The organism is Campylobacter sp. CFSAN093227, assembly GCF_012897855.1.
Classification (GTDB): Bacteria; Campylobacterota; Campylobacteria; order Campylobacterales; family Campylobacteraceae; genus Campylobacter_D; species Campylobacter_D jejuni.
Map to the genome: position 1 here is coordinate 901,334 of NZ_CP040610.1, position 17,128 is coordinate 918,461.

The window sequence follows — 17,128 nt, forward strand, 5'->3', positions numbered from 1 at the left end:
GCCAAATTATACCATAAAAAATTTTACATATAATTTAATAAGCTAAGTTGAGAAATTGTTGTACTAGCTTTAAGAGAAGCTTGATATGCAAGTTGAACTTGCATTAAATTCATCATTGCCTCACCATAATCTACATCAATCACATTTGATTTTATACTTTGGACATTAACGCTTAAAAAGGATGTGCGTGTATTAACACCTTCGATAGTATTATGATATGCTCCCATAGTTGTATTAAGCTTGCTAACATGATCTGCTAAATGATCAAGTCTTTCTAAAGCTCCTTGCATACCTGTATTTCTAGGGTTTTCACTTTCGGAGTCTGCTCTCATATTGCCTTTTAAAACAGCATCAATCATTGAATCTAAATCTTTAATAATATCCACATTTGGCTCATCTATAGTTAAAGAATTATTCGCGCTAAAACTAAAATTTGGACCATTTTGTACAGTAGAAGTTGTGGTAAAAGGAGGTGCTGGAAATTGGCCACTTTGAGAATCACTAAGAGAAATTTCTATATTAGTGCCTGAAGAAAGTTTATCAGTAACACTAATACGACCTTTATAATCCATACTTACATCAACAGTAGCTTGTGAATCTTTCATGAGTTGTTGTATTTGGGTATAATCTGCATTATTAATTTGACCATTATTGGCTTGTATGGTTGTTGTAGGAATTTTATCTGCAGCAAACATACCTATAATATCATTAATTTGACCATAAGTAATATCATTTGATCCTGTAACAACCCCACTATTTCCAGTTGCAGGATTAGTATGCATAATAGGAAAGCTTATGGTTTGACCTGGATTATTAGGATCAGGATAGCTTACAGTTGAAGTTTGTAAATTTATAGTAACATCGTAAGAATTTCCACCTTTGGAATTGACTTTTAAATTTAAAGTAGTACCATTTAGGCTATCTCCTGCCATTACCTCGCTAAGTTTGGTTGAATCAGTGGCATAAGCATTGCTTCCTTTGATAACTTGAGAAACATTACCATAAACAGTATTGCCATTTTTTTCAAAATACACATTATCGTAATCAGCTCCATTAGCAGCATTTCCATCTGTATCTGTCATTTTACTTTTGATAAAATCAGTTTGTTTTAAATCGATTGTGAATTGTTGATTGTTGATTGTTACAGTTACAGGGTTGTTTAATTTTGTTATATCTCCATTACTAGGAGCAGCCGTAGCAGCTTGCATAACCCTATTTGTAACTTCATTCATTGAAATACCCTCTTGATTAGCAGCTTCAATAATATTTTTAAGTTCATCTTTGGTATCAGCTTGTGGTGTGAAAGCTACAGCATGAAAATCGAGTTTATTATTACCTTGCTTTAGATCTGTAATTTGAATTTGACCACTATCATTCATACTTACTTCTACTACTTTATTATTTGGAGTATTACCATAAAGAGCTCCAATATTTTCCATTACATCTTCTAAAGTATCTTCGGGTTTGACGAGTACAGCACTTTTAAAACTTGTTCCATCAGGCTTGGTTCCTTGAACATAAAGAGTTGTTGGAGGAAAATCTAGTTTGCTATCATTATACTCAAAGTCTTTGTCAGCATCTAAGCTATTATCTTTTACATAACCTTGTCCGATAAGTTGTTGCCATTTAGAATCTCCTGTGAGATATTTAGTTTTATCAGGGTCTTTATTTAAATCCCAACGATTATCTGTAAAACTAACATTAGTGCTTATTTGTTTTTTATAGTCTCCATCTGCTTTAAAAAATAAATCCCAACCTGGTATATTGTATGGGCTTTCAGTTCCAGCTCCAGTTACTACATTAATATTATTTTTATCTCCATAATAATTTCCATTAGAATCAAAAGGTTTGTTTGCAACTTGAGAACCTGCAAAAAGATACTGACCATTAACACTGGTATTTGCAAGCTGAACTATGCTTTCTTTTATACGTTCTAGTTCTTTTGCTATAGCTTCTCTTGAGGTTTGAGAATTGCTATCGCTTGCAGCTTGGGTTACTTTAACTTTAAAATCTTCAAGAAGTTTAACCATATCTTGTAAAGCTTTCATACTATTTTGAGTCATTTCTTGAGCTCTACTTGTTGATTCTTTTACTTGTTCTAACGTTTTAATTTCATATTCAAGACGCGTATTATCTATATAAGTGCTTGCATCTTCATATGAATTTTGTATTTTCAAACCTGAAGCAAGTTGTTGAGATATCTGATATAAAGCACTTTGACCGCCCATAGAATTATTCACACTATTTGTGAAGTTAAGTTTATTTGTAATTCTCATTTTTTTCCTCTAAAGTATTAAAGTTAAAATCTTTTCAAACATTGCTAATAAACAAAAGCAATAACTGTTCCAAAAATTTAAATTATATAATTTTATATTGTCTTTTTGAAAATACTTTTTATTTTTAAAGTATTTTTTAGCCTAAAAAAGTATAATTTTAGCTTTAAATCTTAAAAATGAGCCCGAGTGGTGAAACTGGTAGACGCGCCAGACTCAAAATCTGGTAAGGGCAACCTTGTGTCGGTTCGAGTCCGACCTCGGGCACCACTTATTTTTTGCGGGAATAGCTCAGGGGTAGAGCACAACCTTGCCAAGGTTGGGGTCGCGGGTTCGAATCTCGTTTCCCGCTCCATAGAATAAAAAATATAAAATCTCTTTAATTATAAATTCTCGCTTTTCTCTAATACTAAAAAATACTCATTTTCTAGAATTTCAAGTTCTTTTTGCATTACTTCAAGCTCTTGATAAAGCTTGTTAATACCTATTTCTTGATATACATTTGGATCGGATAAATCTTGATTTAATTTAGCTATCTTTTGCTCTAAAAAATCTATTTTTTCAGGATGGTTTTTTAATATCTCATTTTCTTTGTAGCTCAATTTTTTGGAGCTTTTTTCTTTTTGGTTATTATTTTGCTCTTGGGTTTGAAGCTCTAAAGCAAAATTATCCAATTCTTCAATTTCTTTTTCATTTTCAAGATATTCAGTATAAAGAGTGTGTAAAATATTTATATATCCATTTCCCTCAAAAGCATAAAGTTTTGTTGCGATTTTATCAACAAAATATCTATCGTGTGATACTAGCAAAATAGCCCCTTCAAAACTAAGTAAGTATTCTTCTAATATATTAATCGTAGCTATATCAAGATCATTAGTTGGCTCATCTAAAATCAAAACATCATATTCTTTAATAAAAAGCAAGGCTAAAGCAACGCGATTTTTCTCTCCGCCACTTAAAAGAGCCACGCTTTTATCTAAAAATTCCTTAGGAAATAGAAAATTTTTCAAATATCCATAAACATGCATATTTTTACCACGAACTTCAACCCTATCTCCACCATTGGGACAAAAAATTTCAAGCAAGCTTTTATCAGAATTTACCAAGCTTCTAGCCTGATCAAAATATCCTATCTTAAGCTCTCCGCGTTTTATTTCACCGCTATCTTGTTTTATTTGCCCTAGAAGAATTTTTAACAATGTTGATTTTCCACAACCATTTCTTCCTACGATAGCTATGTGTTCACCTTGTAAAATACGCGTTGAAAAATCTTTAAAAAGATTTTTATTGTTTATATTTTTGCTTATATTTTTAAGCTCAAAAAGCATTTTTTTACGATTGATCGTTTTTTCTCCATTAAAATTTAAAGCCGCTCTTGAAATTTCAAGTTTTAAGCGTTTGATTGCCCCAGGATTTTTTTTCGCTTCTTCACGCATTTTAAAAATGCGTTCTTTTCGTCCTTCATTTCTTTTAAGTCTTGCTTTAACCCCTCTTCTAAGCCATTCTTCTTCGCTTTTTAATTGCTTTAAAAGAGTTTCATGGCTCTTAGCAAGGCTTTGTAAAATTTGTGTTTTTTTCTCTAAATAGTTTGCATATCCGCCTTTAAAAATACTAAGCTTACCCTGCTCTACTTCTACACACTTGTGTGCTATAGCGTCAATAAAATATCTATCATGGGAAATAAAAATCACACACATCTTTGAATTTTTTAGCAATTCTTCCAAAAAGCTTGTCATATATACATCTAAATGATTAGTTGGTTCATCAAGCAATAAAATATCAGGATTTTTTAGTAAAAGTATGCAAAGCCCAACGCGGCGTATTTCTCCACCACTTAAAGTAGATATAATGCGATTTTCATACTCAAGTAAACTAAATTCTTTTAAAACGCGTATTATTTTAGATTCTATACTCCAAGCATCTTTACTATCAATCAAAGTCATAAGCGTATCTATTTTTTGAAGATAATCTTTATTACTAGGATCTTCTTCTAATTTTTTATGCAGTATTTCATATTCTTCTAAGGTATTGTAAATTTCTACAAGCTCTTGCTTGATGGCTTCTTTTACGCTTAAATTTGCATTAAAATCAACGGTTTGTGAAAGCATGGCTATGCTTTTTCCATTTTGTCTTATTATTCTACCGCTATCTAAAGGAAGTGTGCCTAAAAGCGTTTTTAAAAAAGTAGATTTTCCTTCTCCATTTTTGCCTATAATAGCAATCTTTTCTCCCTCGTTTGCGCTAAAATTTACTTCATTTAAAACTATTTTGTCTCCAAATTTTTTTGAAGCTTCAATTAAATCTATAAGAGCCATTTTTTATCCTTGACTGAGTTTAAAGCTAAAACTAGAACCATAACCTAAAGTGCTAGAAATTTCAAGATAACTTTTATGTATATTTAAAATTTTCTTTACTAAAAAAAGTCCCAAACCAAAAGAATTATCACTTTTTACATCAATTTTATAAAATTTTTTTGTAATCAATTTTATTTTATCTTCTTCTATGCCTTTTCCAAAATCTTGCACTATTATCTTTTGATCTCTTGCCGTTAAAATGACTTCTTTTTGACTATATTTTAAAGCATTAGAAAGCAAATTTATAATCACTTGCTCGATTAAAAATTCATCAGCCTTAACTTTCGTGCTTTTACCTTGCAATGCAACTCTTTCAAAGCCTGGGTTTTTAGTGATTTTTCCACATAGAGAAAAAAGATCAAATTCTTGCATCTGCAAGGCTTCACTATTAAGATTAAAAACAAAATTAAGCTTATGGGTTAAAGCATTAAGTTTAACGCTTTGACGTGAAATTTTTTCTAGTAATTCCTTTTTTAATTTTTTATCTTCCAATTTCTCATCTTTTAGCATCTCTAAGCTAAGATCAATCACGCTTAATGGATTTTTAAGCTCATGAGAAATAGCAGAAATCACGCTAGCAAGCTGAGTATTTTTTAAAGTGATTTTATTGCTTTGTTTTTTATTTTTTTGGGTATTCTTTAGAATTTTATCCTTAGTTTTTAAAAGTTTCTCATTTAGTAAATTAAATTCTTTAAACATTCCTTTTTCTAATATAACAACTTTATGATCCCCTATAGAATCCAAAAAATCCAAAATTTTATTAAAATTTTTCTCTATTCTTCTACCTAACAACAACATTAAAATAAAAACAAACAGCAAGCATACTCCAAAACCGATTGCCATTTTTGTCCAAAAAAGTTCTAAATCTAAAAAACGAGGATAAACAATAATAATATATTTATATCCTTTGTAAATAAAGCTTTTAGTGAGAATTTTTTTTGAATTGAAATTTAAAATTTCTCCTTCTTTAAGATTAGAAAAAAAATCAGGATTTTTTACAGAACTTATTTTCATATCATTGTTTAGGATAATAAAATCAGCCCTAGTATCTTTAGCAAAATCCTTGATATTAGCATCATTTAAATGCTCTAAGAGAGAAAATTTTAAAACATCATCAAGGCTTTTGATTTTTTGTTCATATTGTTTTATAAGCAAGAAATTAAGATAAGAATTAGTAAAAGTATAAAAAATAAACCCAAAAATCAAAGCCAATACAACAAAAAAAACTATAAAAATATTTTTAGTTTTTAGCATAATTTATAGCCAATACCCCTAACACTTATAATATGATCTTTTAGTTTTGGAAATTTATTTCTAAGTCTTGTTAGAGCTATATTGATTGTTTTATCACTTGTAGTATCATCTTTCCAAACACTTTCGCTTAAAAATTGTCTAGTAAGCAAGGTATTTGGATTTTCAAAAAAACATTTTAAAAGCTCATAGTCAAGATTTGAGATTTCTAATTTTTGATTTTTGTAAAAGAATTCATAACTAACCAAATCTAAAATAAAATCACCAAAAGATAGTTTTTCTTCTTCTTTTTTATGGCGTTTTAAAATTGCTTTAATGCGAAGCAAAAGCTCATTGAAATCAAAAGGTTTACAAACATAATCATCACAACCACTTTCAAAGCCTTCGAGTAAATCTTGATGTAAAGCCTTGGCTGTAAGAAAAATAACTGCTTCTTTATATCCTTGCTCTCTTAAATCTTGAATTTTTTCTAAAGAATCTCCACTGGGCAAATTTCTATCGACTATTAAAAGATCAATTTGCTCATTATCGAGCAAATCTTCAACTCCAAAAAAATCCGCTAAAGATATAACTTCATAACCACTAGATTTTAACTTTAAAACAAGCAGTTCGTTTAAATCTATATCATCTTCTATAATTAAAATTTTAAATTTCAACATATTGGACAAATACACACGTCTCTAATTGTTTTAGTTCATCTAATACTTCTTTTTGAACTTTTTCATCAATCAAAACAACAGCCAAAGCATACCCAAAACCATCTCTACCAAGCCTAAAATCAGCTATGTTGATATTTTTAGCTGCCAAAACGGAACTGATTTTAGCTATAACTCCTGGTATGTCTTTGTTTTTAAAAATAATCATTTTTCCCTTTGGCTTAAAATCAGTTTTAAAGCCATTTAATCCAACTATGCGTTGTTCATTTTCATTAAACACTGTTCCCGAAACACTGATATTTGAATTTTCGGTGATAATTTTAACGCTAAGTTTATTATTATAACCACTATTTGGAAGAGTTTCGCAAGATAATTCAACTCCTTTTTCTTTGGCAACAAATTCTGCATTAACATAATTAATTTTCTCTCCTAAAATTCCACCCAAAGCACCAACAGCTGCAAAAGTTAGCATAGAATTTGCATACTCACCAATAATTCCTTCAGCCTCTAATTTAATACTTTTTATAGGATTTTTATCAATTTGAACAGCTAAAAAAGCTATTTTAGAAACAAGTTCTATATAAGGAGCTACAAAAGGTGGTAAGTCTTCAGTTTTAATTGGTAAATTTAAGGCATTAGGATAAGCCACGCCTCGTGCTGCACTTAATGCTTGCTCACAAGCTTCTCTTGCGATATTGTCTTGACTTTCTAAAGTATTTGCTCCTAGGTGAGAAGTAACTGAAATATTTTCAAAGTCTAAAAGAGGATGATTGGTTGCGGGTTCTTTATCGAACACATCTATACCAAGCCATGCTATTTTACCACTTTTTAAACCTTCATATAAAGCCTCTTCTGTGTATAATCCTCCGCGAGCACAATTTATTAATCTTATTCCATCTTTCATTTTTGCAATTTCTTGCTTTCCTATCATACCATTGGTTTCTTTGGTTTTTGGTGTGTGAATGGTAATAAAATCACTTTTTTCTAAAATTTCATCCAAATTTTTTGCTTGTTCCATATCTAAATCTGTAATCTTAGAAGCAGAAATATACGGATCATAGGCTAAAATTTTCATACCAAATGCTTTAGCACGGATAGCTACTCTTGAACCTATATTTCCAAAACCTATAACCCCTAGCGTTTTATTCATCAATTCAATGCCATACCATTTTTCTCTTTCCCATTTTCTTTCAATTTTTAAAAAATTATGAGCATTGACAAAGCTTCTAGCTGATGTTAAAAGATGTGCCATTGTTAGTTCAACTGCGGCAATAGTATTTGCAGTTGGGACATTCATCACAATCACTCCTCGTTTAGAACACTCTGGAATATCAACATTATCTACACCCACCCCAGCACGCACAAGCGCTTTTAATTTTTTGGCATGATTTAAAAAATTTACATCTACATCCGTAGAACTTCTAGTAATTGCAACTTCAATATCGCTTAGCATTTGCATAAGTTCATCTTTTGGAAATTTTGCAGCTTCTATAAGCTCAATATCTTCAGCTTTTCTTAGAATATCGACACCTTTATCCAAAATAGCATCACACACTATAATCTTTTTTTTCATAACCAAATTTCCTTTACTTCTGTATTTATTTTATATTTTTTTAATTCTTTGATAATATCATCTATAAGTTTTTCATTGCCTGTATCCAAAAAGATTTCTGGACTATCGCCAGATTTAAGAAGAAAATACTTCACATTAAAAGAATTTAAAGTCTGCCTTAAGCAAAACATAGAATAAATATCATATTTTCCAACTATAAGCTGATAATATTTATTTTTCTCCTTAAGCTCGCTAGTATCTGCATCAAAATATAAGGTAAATTTTTCTGCTGCTGGGGTAAAATCTCTTGTAGGCCATTTTGCTAATTCTTCTTGCCATGAAAGATCTTGATTTTGGGTTTGAATGCTTGGCTGCGTATTTGTATCTTTAGCAAATTGTGGAATGAAATTTACATTAGCTTTAAATTGCCAAAGCAATGTAAAAACAACAGCAAGCAAAATGAGTAATAAAATACTCAAAATGCTTATTGTAATGTATTTTTTCATTAAGCTAGCTGATCTTTAATGATATCACCTAAAGTTACTTTATCATCATTATTGATTTCATTAAGAACTTCTCTTTCTTTCATTCTAACAAGATTTTTGACACTTAGGCGAATTCTATTTTTCTTTTCATCAATAAAAACTATAGCAGCTTCAATATCGTCGCCAATTTTTAAATTTTCAAGCATAGAAGTGCTTATATCTTCTTTATGAATTAAAGCATCAACATTTTTACTTAGCTCTACAAAAACACCAAAATCTTTAATATCACGGATAGTGCCTTTTACAATATCGCCGACTTTATGAATTTTGGCATATTCTTGCACTGGAGAACTGTTTAATTCTTTTGTGCTTAATGATATTTTTTGGTTTTCTTCATCTATTTTGATAATTTTTACCTTGATTTTATCCCCTTGAGAGAATTTGTCTTTACATTTATCGTTTCTATCCCAAGAAGCATCTTCATTATGCAATAGACCTTCAATACCGCCAAGTTTAACAAACGCACCAAAAGAAGTTACTGAGGTAATTTCTCCTTCAACCACATCCGCAATTTTGTAAGATTTCATAAATTCATCAAAAGGTCTAGAAAGTAAATTTCTTAAAGAAACTCTTAAGCGTCTTTCATTTGGATTGATTTCAATTACTTCAACATCAATTTCTTGACCTTTGTTGATATAATCTTTTGGATTTTTAATATTTTTATCCCAAGAAATTTCACTGATATGTAAAAATCCTTCTATATCATTTCCTAAATCCACAAAAGCACCATAAGGCTCTATATTTGATACTATTACTTTAATGGTATCACCTATATCAAGAGTATCTTTTATCTCGCTCCATGGATCGGGTAAAGCCGCTTTTATAGACAAGGATAAATGTTTGCGTTCTTTATCATACTTTATAACTTTAACTGGAACCTTATCACCCTCTTTATAAAGTGTTCCAGGATTTACAGGTCCTTTGTAAGAAATTTCGCTGTAATGAACAAGACCATCAACACCTCCTACATCCACAAACATACCATAAGTAGTAATTTTTTTCACAATACCTTCAATTAAATCTTCTTGTTGTGCTACATTATTGATCAATTCTTTGCGTTTTCTTCTCTCGTCATCTAAAGTTTTTTTACGAGAAACAATGATACTTTGCTCATCTTTGTCGATTTTAATAATTTTAACTTTAAACGTTTTGCCTATAATATTATTTGTTTCTTTGAAGCCATATTGAGATTTTGGTAAGAAAAATTCAACATCATTTTCATCAACAACTATCAATCCGCCTTTATTTTTTCCAACTACTTTTACGGTAAAAATATCATCTTGATTTTCTTGATAGTTTTTAATAAATTCGATAACTTTTTCTTTTCTCAAAGCTTTTTTATGAGAAAGTAAAGATCTGCCACCACGAGAACCCATAACAGCAACTTTAATACCATCGCCTACATTAAATAATAGCTTAGAATTGTCATCTTGTATTTCACTAAGAGCTAAAATACCTTCAGATTTTTTACCTATATCTACATAAACTTCATCATTTTTGATCTCTACAATCACACCCTCTGTTGTAGCCTCTTCTCTTGATTTATCAAAAGCTTCTAAAAGCTGTCCAAAATCTTCTTCCTCAAGATAATCATCTACGCCGCCTTGAACTTTTTTGTTCACCTCGCTCATTATGGTCCTTTAAAATAATTTTTAGAAATTGATTGATTTTACCTTATTTTTCTTTAATTAGTGTTAAGTTTTTTTATTTTTGTTAATTTTTTTTAAATTTTTGACTTTTTTATTCTATTTGAAAACATTTTTTAATTAATTTTAAAATTTTTTATTTTGGCGATAACTTTTTGTATGATCCAATCAGGAGTACTAGCACCTGCACTAATGCCGCAATGTTTTTTATCCAAAAACCATTCTTTTTTTAACTCTTCTTCGGTTTCAATTAGATAGCTATCTTTACAATTGGTTTTTGCAATTAAAAAAAGTTGTTTTGTATTGGCTGAGTTTTTACCCCCTACAACAACCATAACATCACTTTTAAGCGAGAGTTCTTTAATGGCATCTTGATTTTTAAAGGTTGCATCACATATAGTGTTAAAAACTCTTACTTCTTTGGTTTTAAGTATTAAAAAATTTACTATCTCCATAAAATGCTCAGGCTTCTTAGTTGTTTGGCTTACTACAGCTATTTTATTAGGAAGTTTTATATTTTGAAGTTCTTTTTTATCCAAAACTACATAAGCTTTTGTACTTACATAACTTTTGACTCCTTTAACTTCGGGATGATTTTCATCTCCAAAAATAACAACTTCATAACCCTCCTTACTCATTTGCTCGCAAATTTGTTGTGGTTTTGTAACAAAAGGACAAGTGGCATCAAAAATTTCTATATCTTTTTTTCTCAATTCTTCTAAATCTTGCTTTGTAATACCATGAGTTCTTATAATAGCCTTTTTTTCATTACTTAAAGCTTGTATATTTTCCAAAGTTTTGACATTAAATTTTTTTTGCAAACGAGAAATTTCTTCGTTATTGTGAATAAGAGGGCCTATAGTTGCAGCATCTTTTATTTGTTCTGCTTTTTTAATAGCTCTTTTAACACCAAAACAAAAACCATAGTTTTTTGCTAATTCAATAATCAATCCTAGCTCCTAAATTTGATAAAATCTCTATAAAATTTGGAAAAGAAGTTTTTATACAATCACTATCATCAATCTCGATTCCACAAAGCAAACCTAAAATAGCAAAACTCATAGCAATACGGTGATCTCCATAGCTTTTAATTTTTGAAGATTTTAGTTCGCATCCACCTTCTATTTCAAAACCATCATCAAGTTCTCTAGCTTCAACACCACAAAGCTTTAGATTTTCAACCATCACAGCAATCCTATCGCTTTCTTTAACGCGTAATTCTTTAGCATTTATTAAACTAGATTTACCCTTAGCCAAAGCAAAAGCTATAGCCAAAGCAGGCGCTTCATCTATTAACCAAGCGATATTATCTTTAACTTCTATGCCATTAAGCTTGCTAGACTCCACCCTGATCTCACCAATAGTTTCAAAATCATTTTGAGTTATTGTCATTTCAAGTTTGGCACCCATTTTTTGCAAAATTTTATACGCCTCTATACGAGTAGGATTAAGCAAAATATTTTTTAAAATAATTTGAGATTTAGGTAAAATAATAGCTGCTAAAACAAAATAAAAAGCCGAAGAAGGATCATTAGGAATGATTATATTTTGAGCTTTTAAAGGTTTTTTTAAAGGATTTATTTCAAGACTTAAGCCATCATTACTAACCCTTATTGGAGCTTTCATAGCCTTTAGCATGTTTTCACTATGATTTCGACTAAGAGAAATTTCACTAAAAGTGCATACATTATCAGCTCTAAAAGCAGATAAAATCATAGCTGTTTTAACTTGAGCCGAAGAAATTTCGCTTTTAAAATTAAAAGCTTTTAATTTTTGACCTTCTATACAAAGTGGAGCTAAATTTGCCTCATTTCTTCCATAAATTCTAGCGCCTATTTGAGTAAGTGGTTTGCTTATCCTTCTCATAGGACGATTGTTTAAATACTTATCTCCACTTAAAACAAAAAAACCAGAAATTCCTGCTAAAAATCCTATCATCAAACGCATAGCAGTTCCTGAATTTCCACAGTCTAAAATACAATTTGGAGATAAAATTTCTTTAGGGGGTATAATTTTGACACAAGAATCTTTTTGTTCAATTTTAGCTCCAAGATTTTTTATAATTTCAAGAGTGTTTAAAGTATCTTGAGCTAAGAGATAATTTTGAGCCTTATTTTCTTCTTGTGTTAAAAGCGAAAATATAGCAAAACGATGAGATATGCTTTTATCTGCTGCTATATTTTCAAGTATAGCATTTACAGGGGTTTGCAATTTGTAAATTTTCATCTTAAATCAAGACCCAAATTTTTAAGAGTATTTAAAATTTTATCCATACATTCATTCACTTGATTATCTTCTAGAGTTTTATTTATATCCCTAAAAGAAAAACTTATAGTAATGCTATAAAATTCTTTAAGGTTTTCATCACTATAAATATCAACTAAACGAAAATTTTCAAGTATTTCTAAATTCAATTCTTCGATACAATTTTTAATCTGATTGTATTCAAAACCTTTAGGTATTAACACGCTAAGATCTCTAGTGATAGCTGGGAATTTGGAGTAAGGCTTAGCTATTTTAAAATCTTGCCTGATTAAATCTAAATCAAGTTCGCAAATATATGTTTTTGGCAAATCTCTCTCATTTTCTATTTTTAAATGCAAACGGCCTATAAAACCTACTTTAATATCCGATAGATAAATATCTGCTTGTTCATAAGGGCTTAAAATATTATATTTTGATGATTTTAGTTTAAAATCACCTATAATATTTTTAATATCTAAAAGAAAATCATAAAATTGCACCGATTCAGGTTTGGCCTTGTTGGAAATTTTAGCTTCTTCTTTTAAGCCAGAATGGATAAATGCAATACGATTTAATTCTTGATTATTAACATTGAAAACAGCCCCTAATTCAAAAAGTTTAATAATTTTTTTAGAATTTTTTGCATTTAAACTTGCTGCATTTAACAAATGATTTAAAAGGGTTGTTCTTAAAGTATTAAGTTCTGCTGTAATTGGATTGATTAGTTTTAATTTAACAGAGTCAAAACCTAATCTTTTAAGTTCTTCTCCATTATCCAAAACATAATGTAAGCTTTCAAAATAACCACTAGCTACTGCTCTTTTTCTTAAATTTAAAAACTCAATATAATTTTTATATGCAGAATTTAAACGATTTTTTTCTATAAATTCTAAACCCTTGGAAGCAATATTATCAATACCTATAATTCTTACAACTTCCTCGCAAATATCTGATAAATTTTTAATATCAGGACGATGTAAAGGTGCTTTAACATTTATAAGTCCTTCACCTGAAAGTATGAGCTCAAAACCTAATTTCTTTAATATTTTTAATACTTCATCTTTATCAACATTTTGTCCTATTATATCGCTAATACCTTCAATACTTATTGGTATGATTGGTAATTCTTTGTCGGTTAAAATTTGTTGAGAAGAACTATAAATAACAAGATTTGGAATCTGCTCAAAAATACCAAGCAAAAAATCCATTCCTAAATTTAATTTAGGTTCACTTCCCCTAAAACTTCTATAAAGCATTTTTTCATCTTGATCTTTATGATATATTTTAGCATCTGCAATTACCAATGGATCGGTATAATTAGCCTCAATAATAATTATTTTAGAATCATCTTTACATCTACTTTCATTATTTTGGAAAATTCCGCTAAAGCTTAAAAGTTTATCTTTGTAAGATACTTTTGTTTCTCCATGCACTTGCTTGCTTAAATTAATGGTAAATTCTTCATCTTTTTCAGAAAAACTACTTAAATCATAAGCATTAAAAAGAACACCAGTTGAATGCGTTGCATAATTTAATAAATTTTCTATGGAATTTTTTCCCAAACCTTCAATTTGAGCAAGTCTTAAACTAAGCAATAAATTTGTTTGAATTTCTTCTTTTAGCCCTATGGCTCGATAATTATAAAGTCCATTAAGTTCTTTCTCAGCTGCTAAGCGCAAAATTCTACCGATACCTAAAACATTTTCACTTTCTTTAAATGGTTTTGGTTCTTTTAAATTTAAATTTAAAGCTGCGGCTAAATCACGAGCTATACCATAAATACTTAAACAATCACCCCTATTAGGAGTAAGTTCCACTTCTATTAGCTCATCATTAAAAATTTCATAAGTATTTAAAGGTCTCCCAAGTTCTAATTTCCCTATACTCTCATCTAAAAGCATAATTCCTTCATTGATTTTTTCAAAACCCAGTTCTAAACTAGAACAAAGCATACCACAAGAATCCACTCCTCGCAATTTTGCTTCTTTTATTTCCATACCGTTTGGCATGATAGCACCTTTAGTTGCAACAGCTACAAATTGTCCTGCATCAACATTCGCAGCACCGCAGACAATTTGCAAGGTTTCACTTCCGATATCAACTTGACAAATGCTTAATTTATCTGAATTTTCATGTTTAATTTTTTCCTTAACATAGCCTACAACAACTTTATCTGGAGCCTTTAAAGCGCCAACCCTATCAACTTCTATACCTATAGAGTTTAAAGTTTTAGCTATTTTATCTGAACTTATTTCTTCAAGTTCTAACCAATCATTCAACCAACTTTTAGTAATTATCATCTAAACTGCTCCAATAATCTCAAATCACCTTCAAATAAAGATCTTAAATCTGGAATTTGATGCAAAAGCATTGCAAAACGTTCTACTCCCAATCCAAAAGCATAACCACTTACATTTTCATAACCAACAAAATTATAAACATTAGGATCAACTATTCCACATCCTAAAACTTCAAGCCAACCTGTATGTTTGCAAACTCTACAACCCTTTCCTTTGCAAAATACACAAGAAATATCAACTTCAGCAGAAGGTTCTGTAAATGGGAAAAAACTTGGACGAAAACGAACTTTCACATCTCCAAACATATAACGCAAAAAATCTTCCAATACACTTTTTAAATTTGCAAAGCTAACCTTTTGCCCTTCTTCCACCACAAGGCCTTCAACTTGATGAAACATAGGAGTATGCGTAATATCAAAATCTCTTCTAAATACAGCACCAGGGGCTATCATCCTAATAGGAGGTTTTTGTGCAAGCATTGTCCGTATTTGCACTGGCGAAGTTTGTGTTCTTAAAAGCCTTTTATCATCAAAATAAAAGGTATCTTGCATATCTCTTGCGGGGTGAGATTTAGGTAAATTTAACGCTTCAAAATTATGAAAGTCATCTTCTATTAAAGGCCCTTTTTCTATGCTAAAATTCAAAGCTATAAAATATTCTATGATTTTATCCATGGTGCTCATAACAGGATGCAAGGCACCTGTTGTAATACTTTCATCAAAATAGTTAAAATTTAAAGCATCTTGTTTCATTCTTTCTTCTAAAGCAAGATTTTCCAAATCTTTAAATTTGGCTAAATAAGCCTCATTAAATATTTCTTTTTGTGCATTTAATTTAGCAGCAAATTCTTTTTTCGCCTCATCTTCTAACTCTTTAAGCTTTGTAAAGCCTTCTGTTAAAATACCTTTTTTTCCAAGAACGGAAATCCTAATGGCTTCCAAATCATTTAAATTCTCACATTTTTGAATCTGTTCTATAAAATTTTGCAATTTTCTTACCTTAAATAAAATATTTCAAGTTCTAATTCTATTAAAAACTATTTTAAATTCAGCATAAAAACCAAACTTTAAAGATATAATTGTATCAAACCAACAATAAAAAAGGATAAATAATGCAAGAAAAAACAATTTTTGAACTCATAGTTGAAGGTAAACTTCCATGCAATAAAGTGCTTGAAAGTGACGATTTTCTAGCATTTCATGATATTGCACCCAAAGCACCCATACATATACTTATAATCCCTAAAAAATATTTTAAAGACTTTCAAGAATTTGATCCTGAACTTATGGCCAAAATGACAAGTTTCATACAAGAATTAGCTGTTCTTTTAGGTGTAGATAAAAGTGGATATCGCTTGGTAACAAACTGTGGAAAAAATAGTGGACAAGAAGTTTTTCATTTGCATTTTCATATGCTTGGAGGTTTTGAACTGCCTAAGGAAAAAACAAAAAAAGAAAATCCTCAAGCTTTATTTTAGTTTAAATGGTAGAAAAACTACCATTTAAACTATTTTGTCAAAGGTAGCAACATTCTCTCATATAATTTTTGATAAATTTCATCACCGCATAACTTTTTAGCTAGTTCTAAACCAAAAAGAATTGCCGTAGCTGGACCTGCTGAAGTTATAACATTTTTATTTACAACTACAGCCTTGTTAACACGATTTCCATTAAGTCCAACTTCACAACTAGGATAACAAGCAAACTCGCCCTCTAAAACACCTGCTTCATTTAAAACTATAGGAGAAGCACAGATTGCGGCAACAATTTTATTTTTGCTATGAAGTTGTTTAATGATATTTAAAATAACATTTGAATTCTTAAGATTCATCATACCTTCAAAGCCACCCGCCAAAGCAATAGCATCTAAATTTTCTATATCAACATCCTCTATAGAACAATCTGCTTTTATACTAATGCTATTAGCACCTTTTACCAATAACTCACTGTTTAACGAAGCTATAACAACTTCCAAATCTGGATTTAATTCTTTTGCTCGTTTTAAAACATCCGCAATTCCTATAAATTCAGCTTCTTCAAAACCTTGAGCCAATGGAATTAATACTTTTTTACTCATTTTGTTCTCCTTTTTTATATTTTTTAAATCTTTCTTCTCTTTCTTTGTTTTTTTGCATCATTTGATGATTGAAACCTATAACCAAAACAATCATTAAAAACACAAAAATAACTATTAGAATGAAATCTAAAATTTCCATAAATACAACCTTATTTTTGGGAAATTCTAACACATTTTTTTAAATCTTTAGAGAAAATTCAAAGATATTTCTATAAAATCTTTTTTTAAATA

The 17,128-nt window shown here is 29.9% G+C and carries 14 protein-coding genes and 2 tRNA genes; 3 read left to right on the forward strand and 13 right to left on the reverse strand.

Annotated features, from left to right (window positions below):
• Window positions 1–23: 23 nt before the first annotated feature.
• Window positions 24–2,276, reverse strand: a complete 2,253-nt coding sequence (flgL, locus tag FBF06_RS04855; protein ID WP_070317329.1) for a flagellar hook-associated protein FlgL — start codon at window positions 2,274–2,276, stop codon at window positions 24–26.
• 180 nt (window positions 2,277–2,456) lie between these two features.
• On the opposite strand from flgL, the gene FBF06_RS04860 reads away from it, so the two are divergent.
• Both FBF06_RS04860 and FBF06_RS04865 read left to right on the forward strand, forming a co-directional pair.
• A tRNA-Leu gene (locus tag FBF06_RS04860) sits at window positions 2,457–2,543 on the forward strand.
• 10 nt (window positions 2,544–2,553) lie between these two features.
• Window positions 2,554–2,628, forward strand: a tRNA-Gly gene (locus tag FBF06_RS04865).
• Window positions 2,629–2,656: 28 nt separating this feature from the next.
• Here the strand turns inward: FBF06_RS04865 and abc-f are convergent.
• From abc-f to pheS, 10 genes are all read right to left on the reverse strand, one after another.
• Complete coding sequence (gene abc-f / locus FBF06_RS04870; RefSeq protein ID WP_168977558.1) at window positions 2,657–4,588, reverse strand: ribosomal protection-like ABC-F family protein; 1,932 nt, start codon at window positions 4,586–4,588, stop codon at window positions 2,657–2,659.
• A 3-nt stretch (window positions 4,589–4,591) separates the two neighbouring features.
• Complete coding sequence (locus FBF06_RS04875; protein WP_032586103.1) at window positions 4,592–5,881, reverse strand: HAMP domain-containing sensor histidine kinase; 1,290 nt, start codon at window positions 5,879–5,881, stop codon at window positions 4,592–4,594.
• The gene (locus FBF06_RS04880) at window positions 5,875–6,537 is read right to left on the reverse strand and encodes a response regulator transcription factor (RefSeq protein WP_002860529.1); all 663 of its coding nucleotides are present in this window, start codon (window positions 6,535–6,537) and stop codon (window positions 5,875–5,877) included. The genes FBF06_RS04875 and FBF06_RS04880 overlap by 7 nt, the downstream gene beginning before the upstream one ends.
• Window positions 6,524–8,107, reverse strand: a complete 1,584-nt coding sequence (serA, locus tag FBF06_RS04885; protein WP_168977559.1) for a phosphoglycerate dehydrogenase — start codon at window positions 8,105–8,107, stop codon at window positions 6,524–6,526. The genes FBF06_RS04880 and serA overlap by 14 nt, the downstream gene beginning before the upstream one ends.
• Window positions 8,104–8,592: a hypothetical protein gene (locus FBF06_RS04890; RefSeq protein WP_002856886.1), complete on the reverse strand. Its 489-nt coding sequence runs from the start codon at window positions 8,590–8,592 to the stop codon at window positions 8,104–8,106. Before FBF06_RS04890 ends, serA begins: the two co-directional genes overlap by 4 nt.
• Window positions 8,592–10,262 (reverse strand): 30S ribosomal protein S1, encoded by a 1,671-nt coding sequence (locus FBF06_RS04895; protein WP_002902703.1) that lies wholly within the window; start codon window positions 10,260–10,262, stop codon window positions 8,592–8,594. The genes FBF06_RS04890 and FBF06_RS04895 overlap by 1 nt, the downstream gene beginning before the upstream one ends.
• A gap of 131 nt (window positions 10,263–10,393) precedes the next feature.
• Window positions 10,394–11,227, reverse strand: a complete 834-nt coding sequence (locus FBF06_RS04900; protein ID WP_052796003.1) for a 4-hydroxy-3-methylbut-2-enyl diphosphate reductase — start codon at window positions 11,225–11,227, stop codon at window positions 10,394–10,396.
• Window positions 11,217–12,503, reverse strand: coding sequence for a 3-phosphoshikimate 1-carboxyvinyltransferase (gene aroA / locus FBF06_RS04905; protein WP_002852577.1), 1,287 nt, complete (start codon window positions 12,501–12,503; stop codon window positions 11,217–11,219). Before aroA ends, FBF06_RS04900 begins: the two co-directional genes overlap by 11 nt.
• Window positions 12,500–14,821, reverse strand: coding sequence for a phenylalanine--tRNA ligase subunit beta (gene pheT, locus FBF06_RS04910; RefSeq protein WP_002868133.1), 2,322 nt, complete (start codon window positions 14,819–14,821; stop codon window positions 12,500–12,502). The genes aroA and pheT overlap by 4 nt, the downstream gene beginning before the upstream one ends.
• Complete coding sequence (gene pheS, locus FBF06_RS04915; protein WP_002852567.1) at window positions 14,818–15,810, reverse strand: phenylalanine--tRNA ligase subunit alpha; 993 nt, start codon at window positions 15,808–15,810, stop codon at window positions 14,818–14,820. The genes pheT and pheS overlap by 4 nt, the downstream gene beginning before the upstream one ends.
• A gap of 122 nt (window positions 15,811–15,932) precedes the next feature.
• Between pheS and FBF06_RS04920 the strand changes: the two genes are divergently transcribed.
• Complete coding sequence (locus FBF06_RS04920) at window positions 15,933–16,298, forward strand: histidine triad nucleotide-binding protein (protein WP_002852408.1); 366 nt, start codon at window positions 15,933–15,935, stop codon at window positions 16,296–16,298.
• A gap of 29 nt (window positions 16,299–16,327) precedes the next feature.
• Here FBF06_RS04920 and FBF06_RS04925 read toward each other — a convergent pair whose 3' ends face one another.
• Window positions 16,328–16,897, reverse strand: coding sequence for a DJ-1 family glyoxalase III (locus tag FBF06_RS04925; RefSeq protein WP_002860536.1), 570 nt, complete (start codon window positions 16,895–16,897; stop codon window positions 16,328–16,330).
• On the reverse strand, window positions 16,890–17,069 hold the full coding sequence (locus FBF06_RS04930) for a hypothetical protein (RefSeq protein ID WP_010891894.1): 180 nt from the start codon (window positions 17,067–17,069) through the stop codon (window positions 16,890–16,892). The genes FBF06_RS04925 and FBF06_RS04930 overlap by 8 nt, the downstream gene beginning before the upstream one ends.
• Between the last annotated feature and the right edge of the window lie 59 nt (window positions 17,070–17,128).

Excerpts from the sequence above, each read along its gene's own strand:
- pheT (WP_002868133.1), bottom strand. The coding sequence starts at position 14,821 with ATGATAATTACTAAAAGTTGGTTGAATGATTGGTTAGAACTTGAAGAA.
- aroA (WP_002852577.1), bottom strand. The coding sequence starts at position 12,503 with ATGAAAATTTACAAATTGCAAACCCCTGTAAATGCTATACTTGAAAAT.
- FBF06_RS04895 (WP_002902703.1), bottom strand. The coding sequence starts at position 10,262 with ATGAGCGAGGTGAACAAAAAAGTTCAAGGCGGCGTAGATGATTATCTT.
- abc-f (WP_168977558.1), bottom strand. The coding sequence starts at position 4,588 with ATGGCTCTTATAGATTTAATTGAAGCTTCAAAAAAATTTGGAGACAAA.
- FBF06_RS04880 (WP_002860529.1), bottom strand. The coding sequence starts at position 6,537 with ATGTTGAAATTTAAAATTTTAATTATAGAAGATGATATAGATTTAAAC.
- serA (WP_168977559.1), bottom strand. The coding sequence starts at position 8,107 with ATGAAAAAAAAGATTATAGTGTGTGATGCTATTTTGGATAAAGGTGTC.
- FBF06_RS04925 (WP_002860536.1), bottom strand. The coding sequence starts at position 16,897 with ATGAGTAAAAAAGTATTAATTCCATTGGCTCAAGGTTTTGAAGAAGCT.
- FBF06_RS04890 (WP_002856886.1), bottom strand. The coding sequence starts at position 8,592 with ATGAAAAAATACATTACAATAAGCATTTTGAGTATTTTATTACTCATT.
- FBF06_RS04920 (WP_002852408.1), top strand. The coding sequence starts at position 15,933 with ATGCAAGAAAAAACAATTTTTGAACTCATAGTTGAAGGTAAACTTCCA.
- flgL (WP_070317329.1), bottom strand. The coding sequence starts at position 2,276 with ATGAGAATTACAAATAAACTTAACTTCACAAATAGTGTGAATAATTCT.
- FBF06_RS04875 (WP_032586103.1), bottom strand. The coding sequence starts at position 5,881 with ATGCTAAAAACTAAAAATATTTTTATAGTTTTTTTTGTTGTATTGGCT.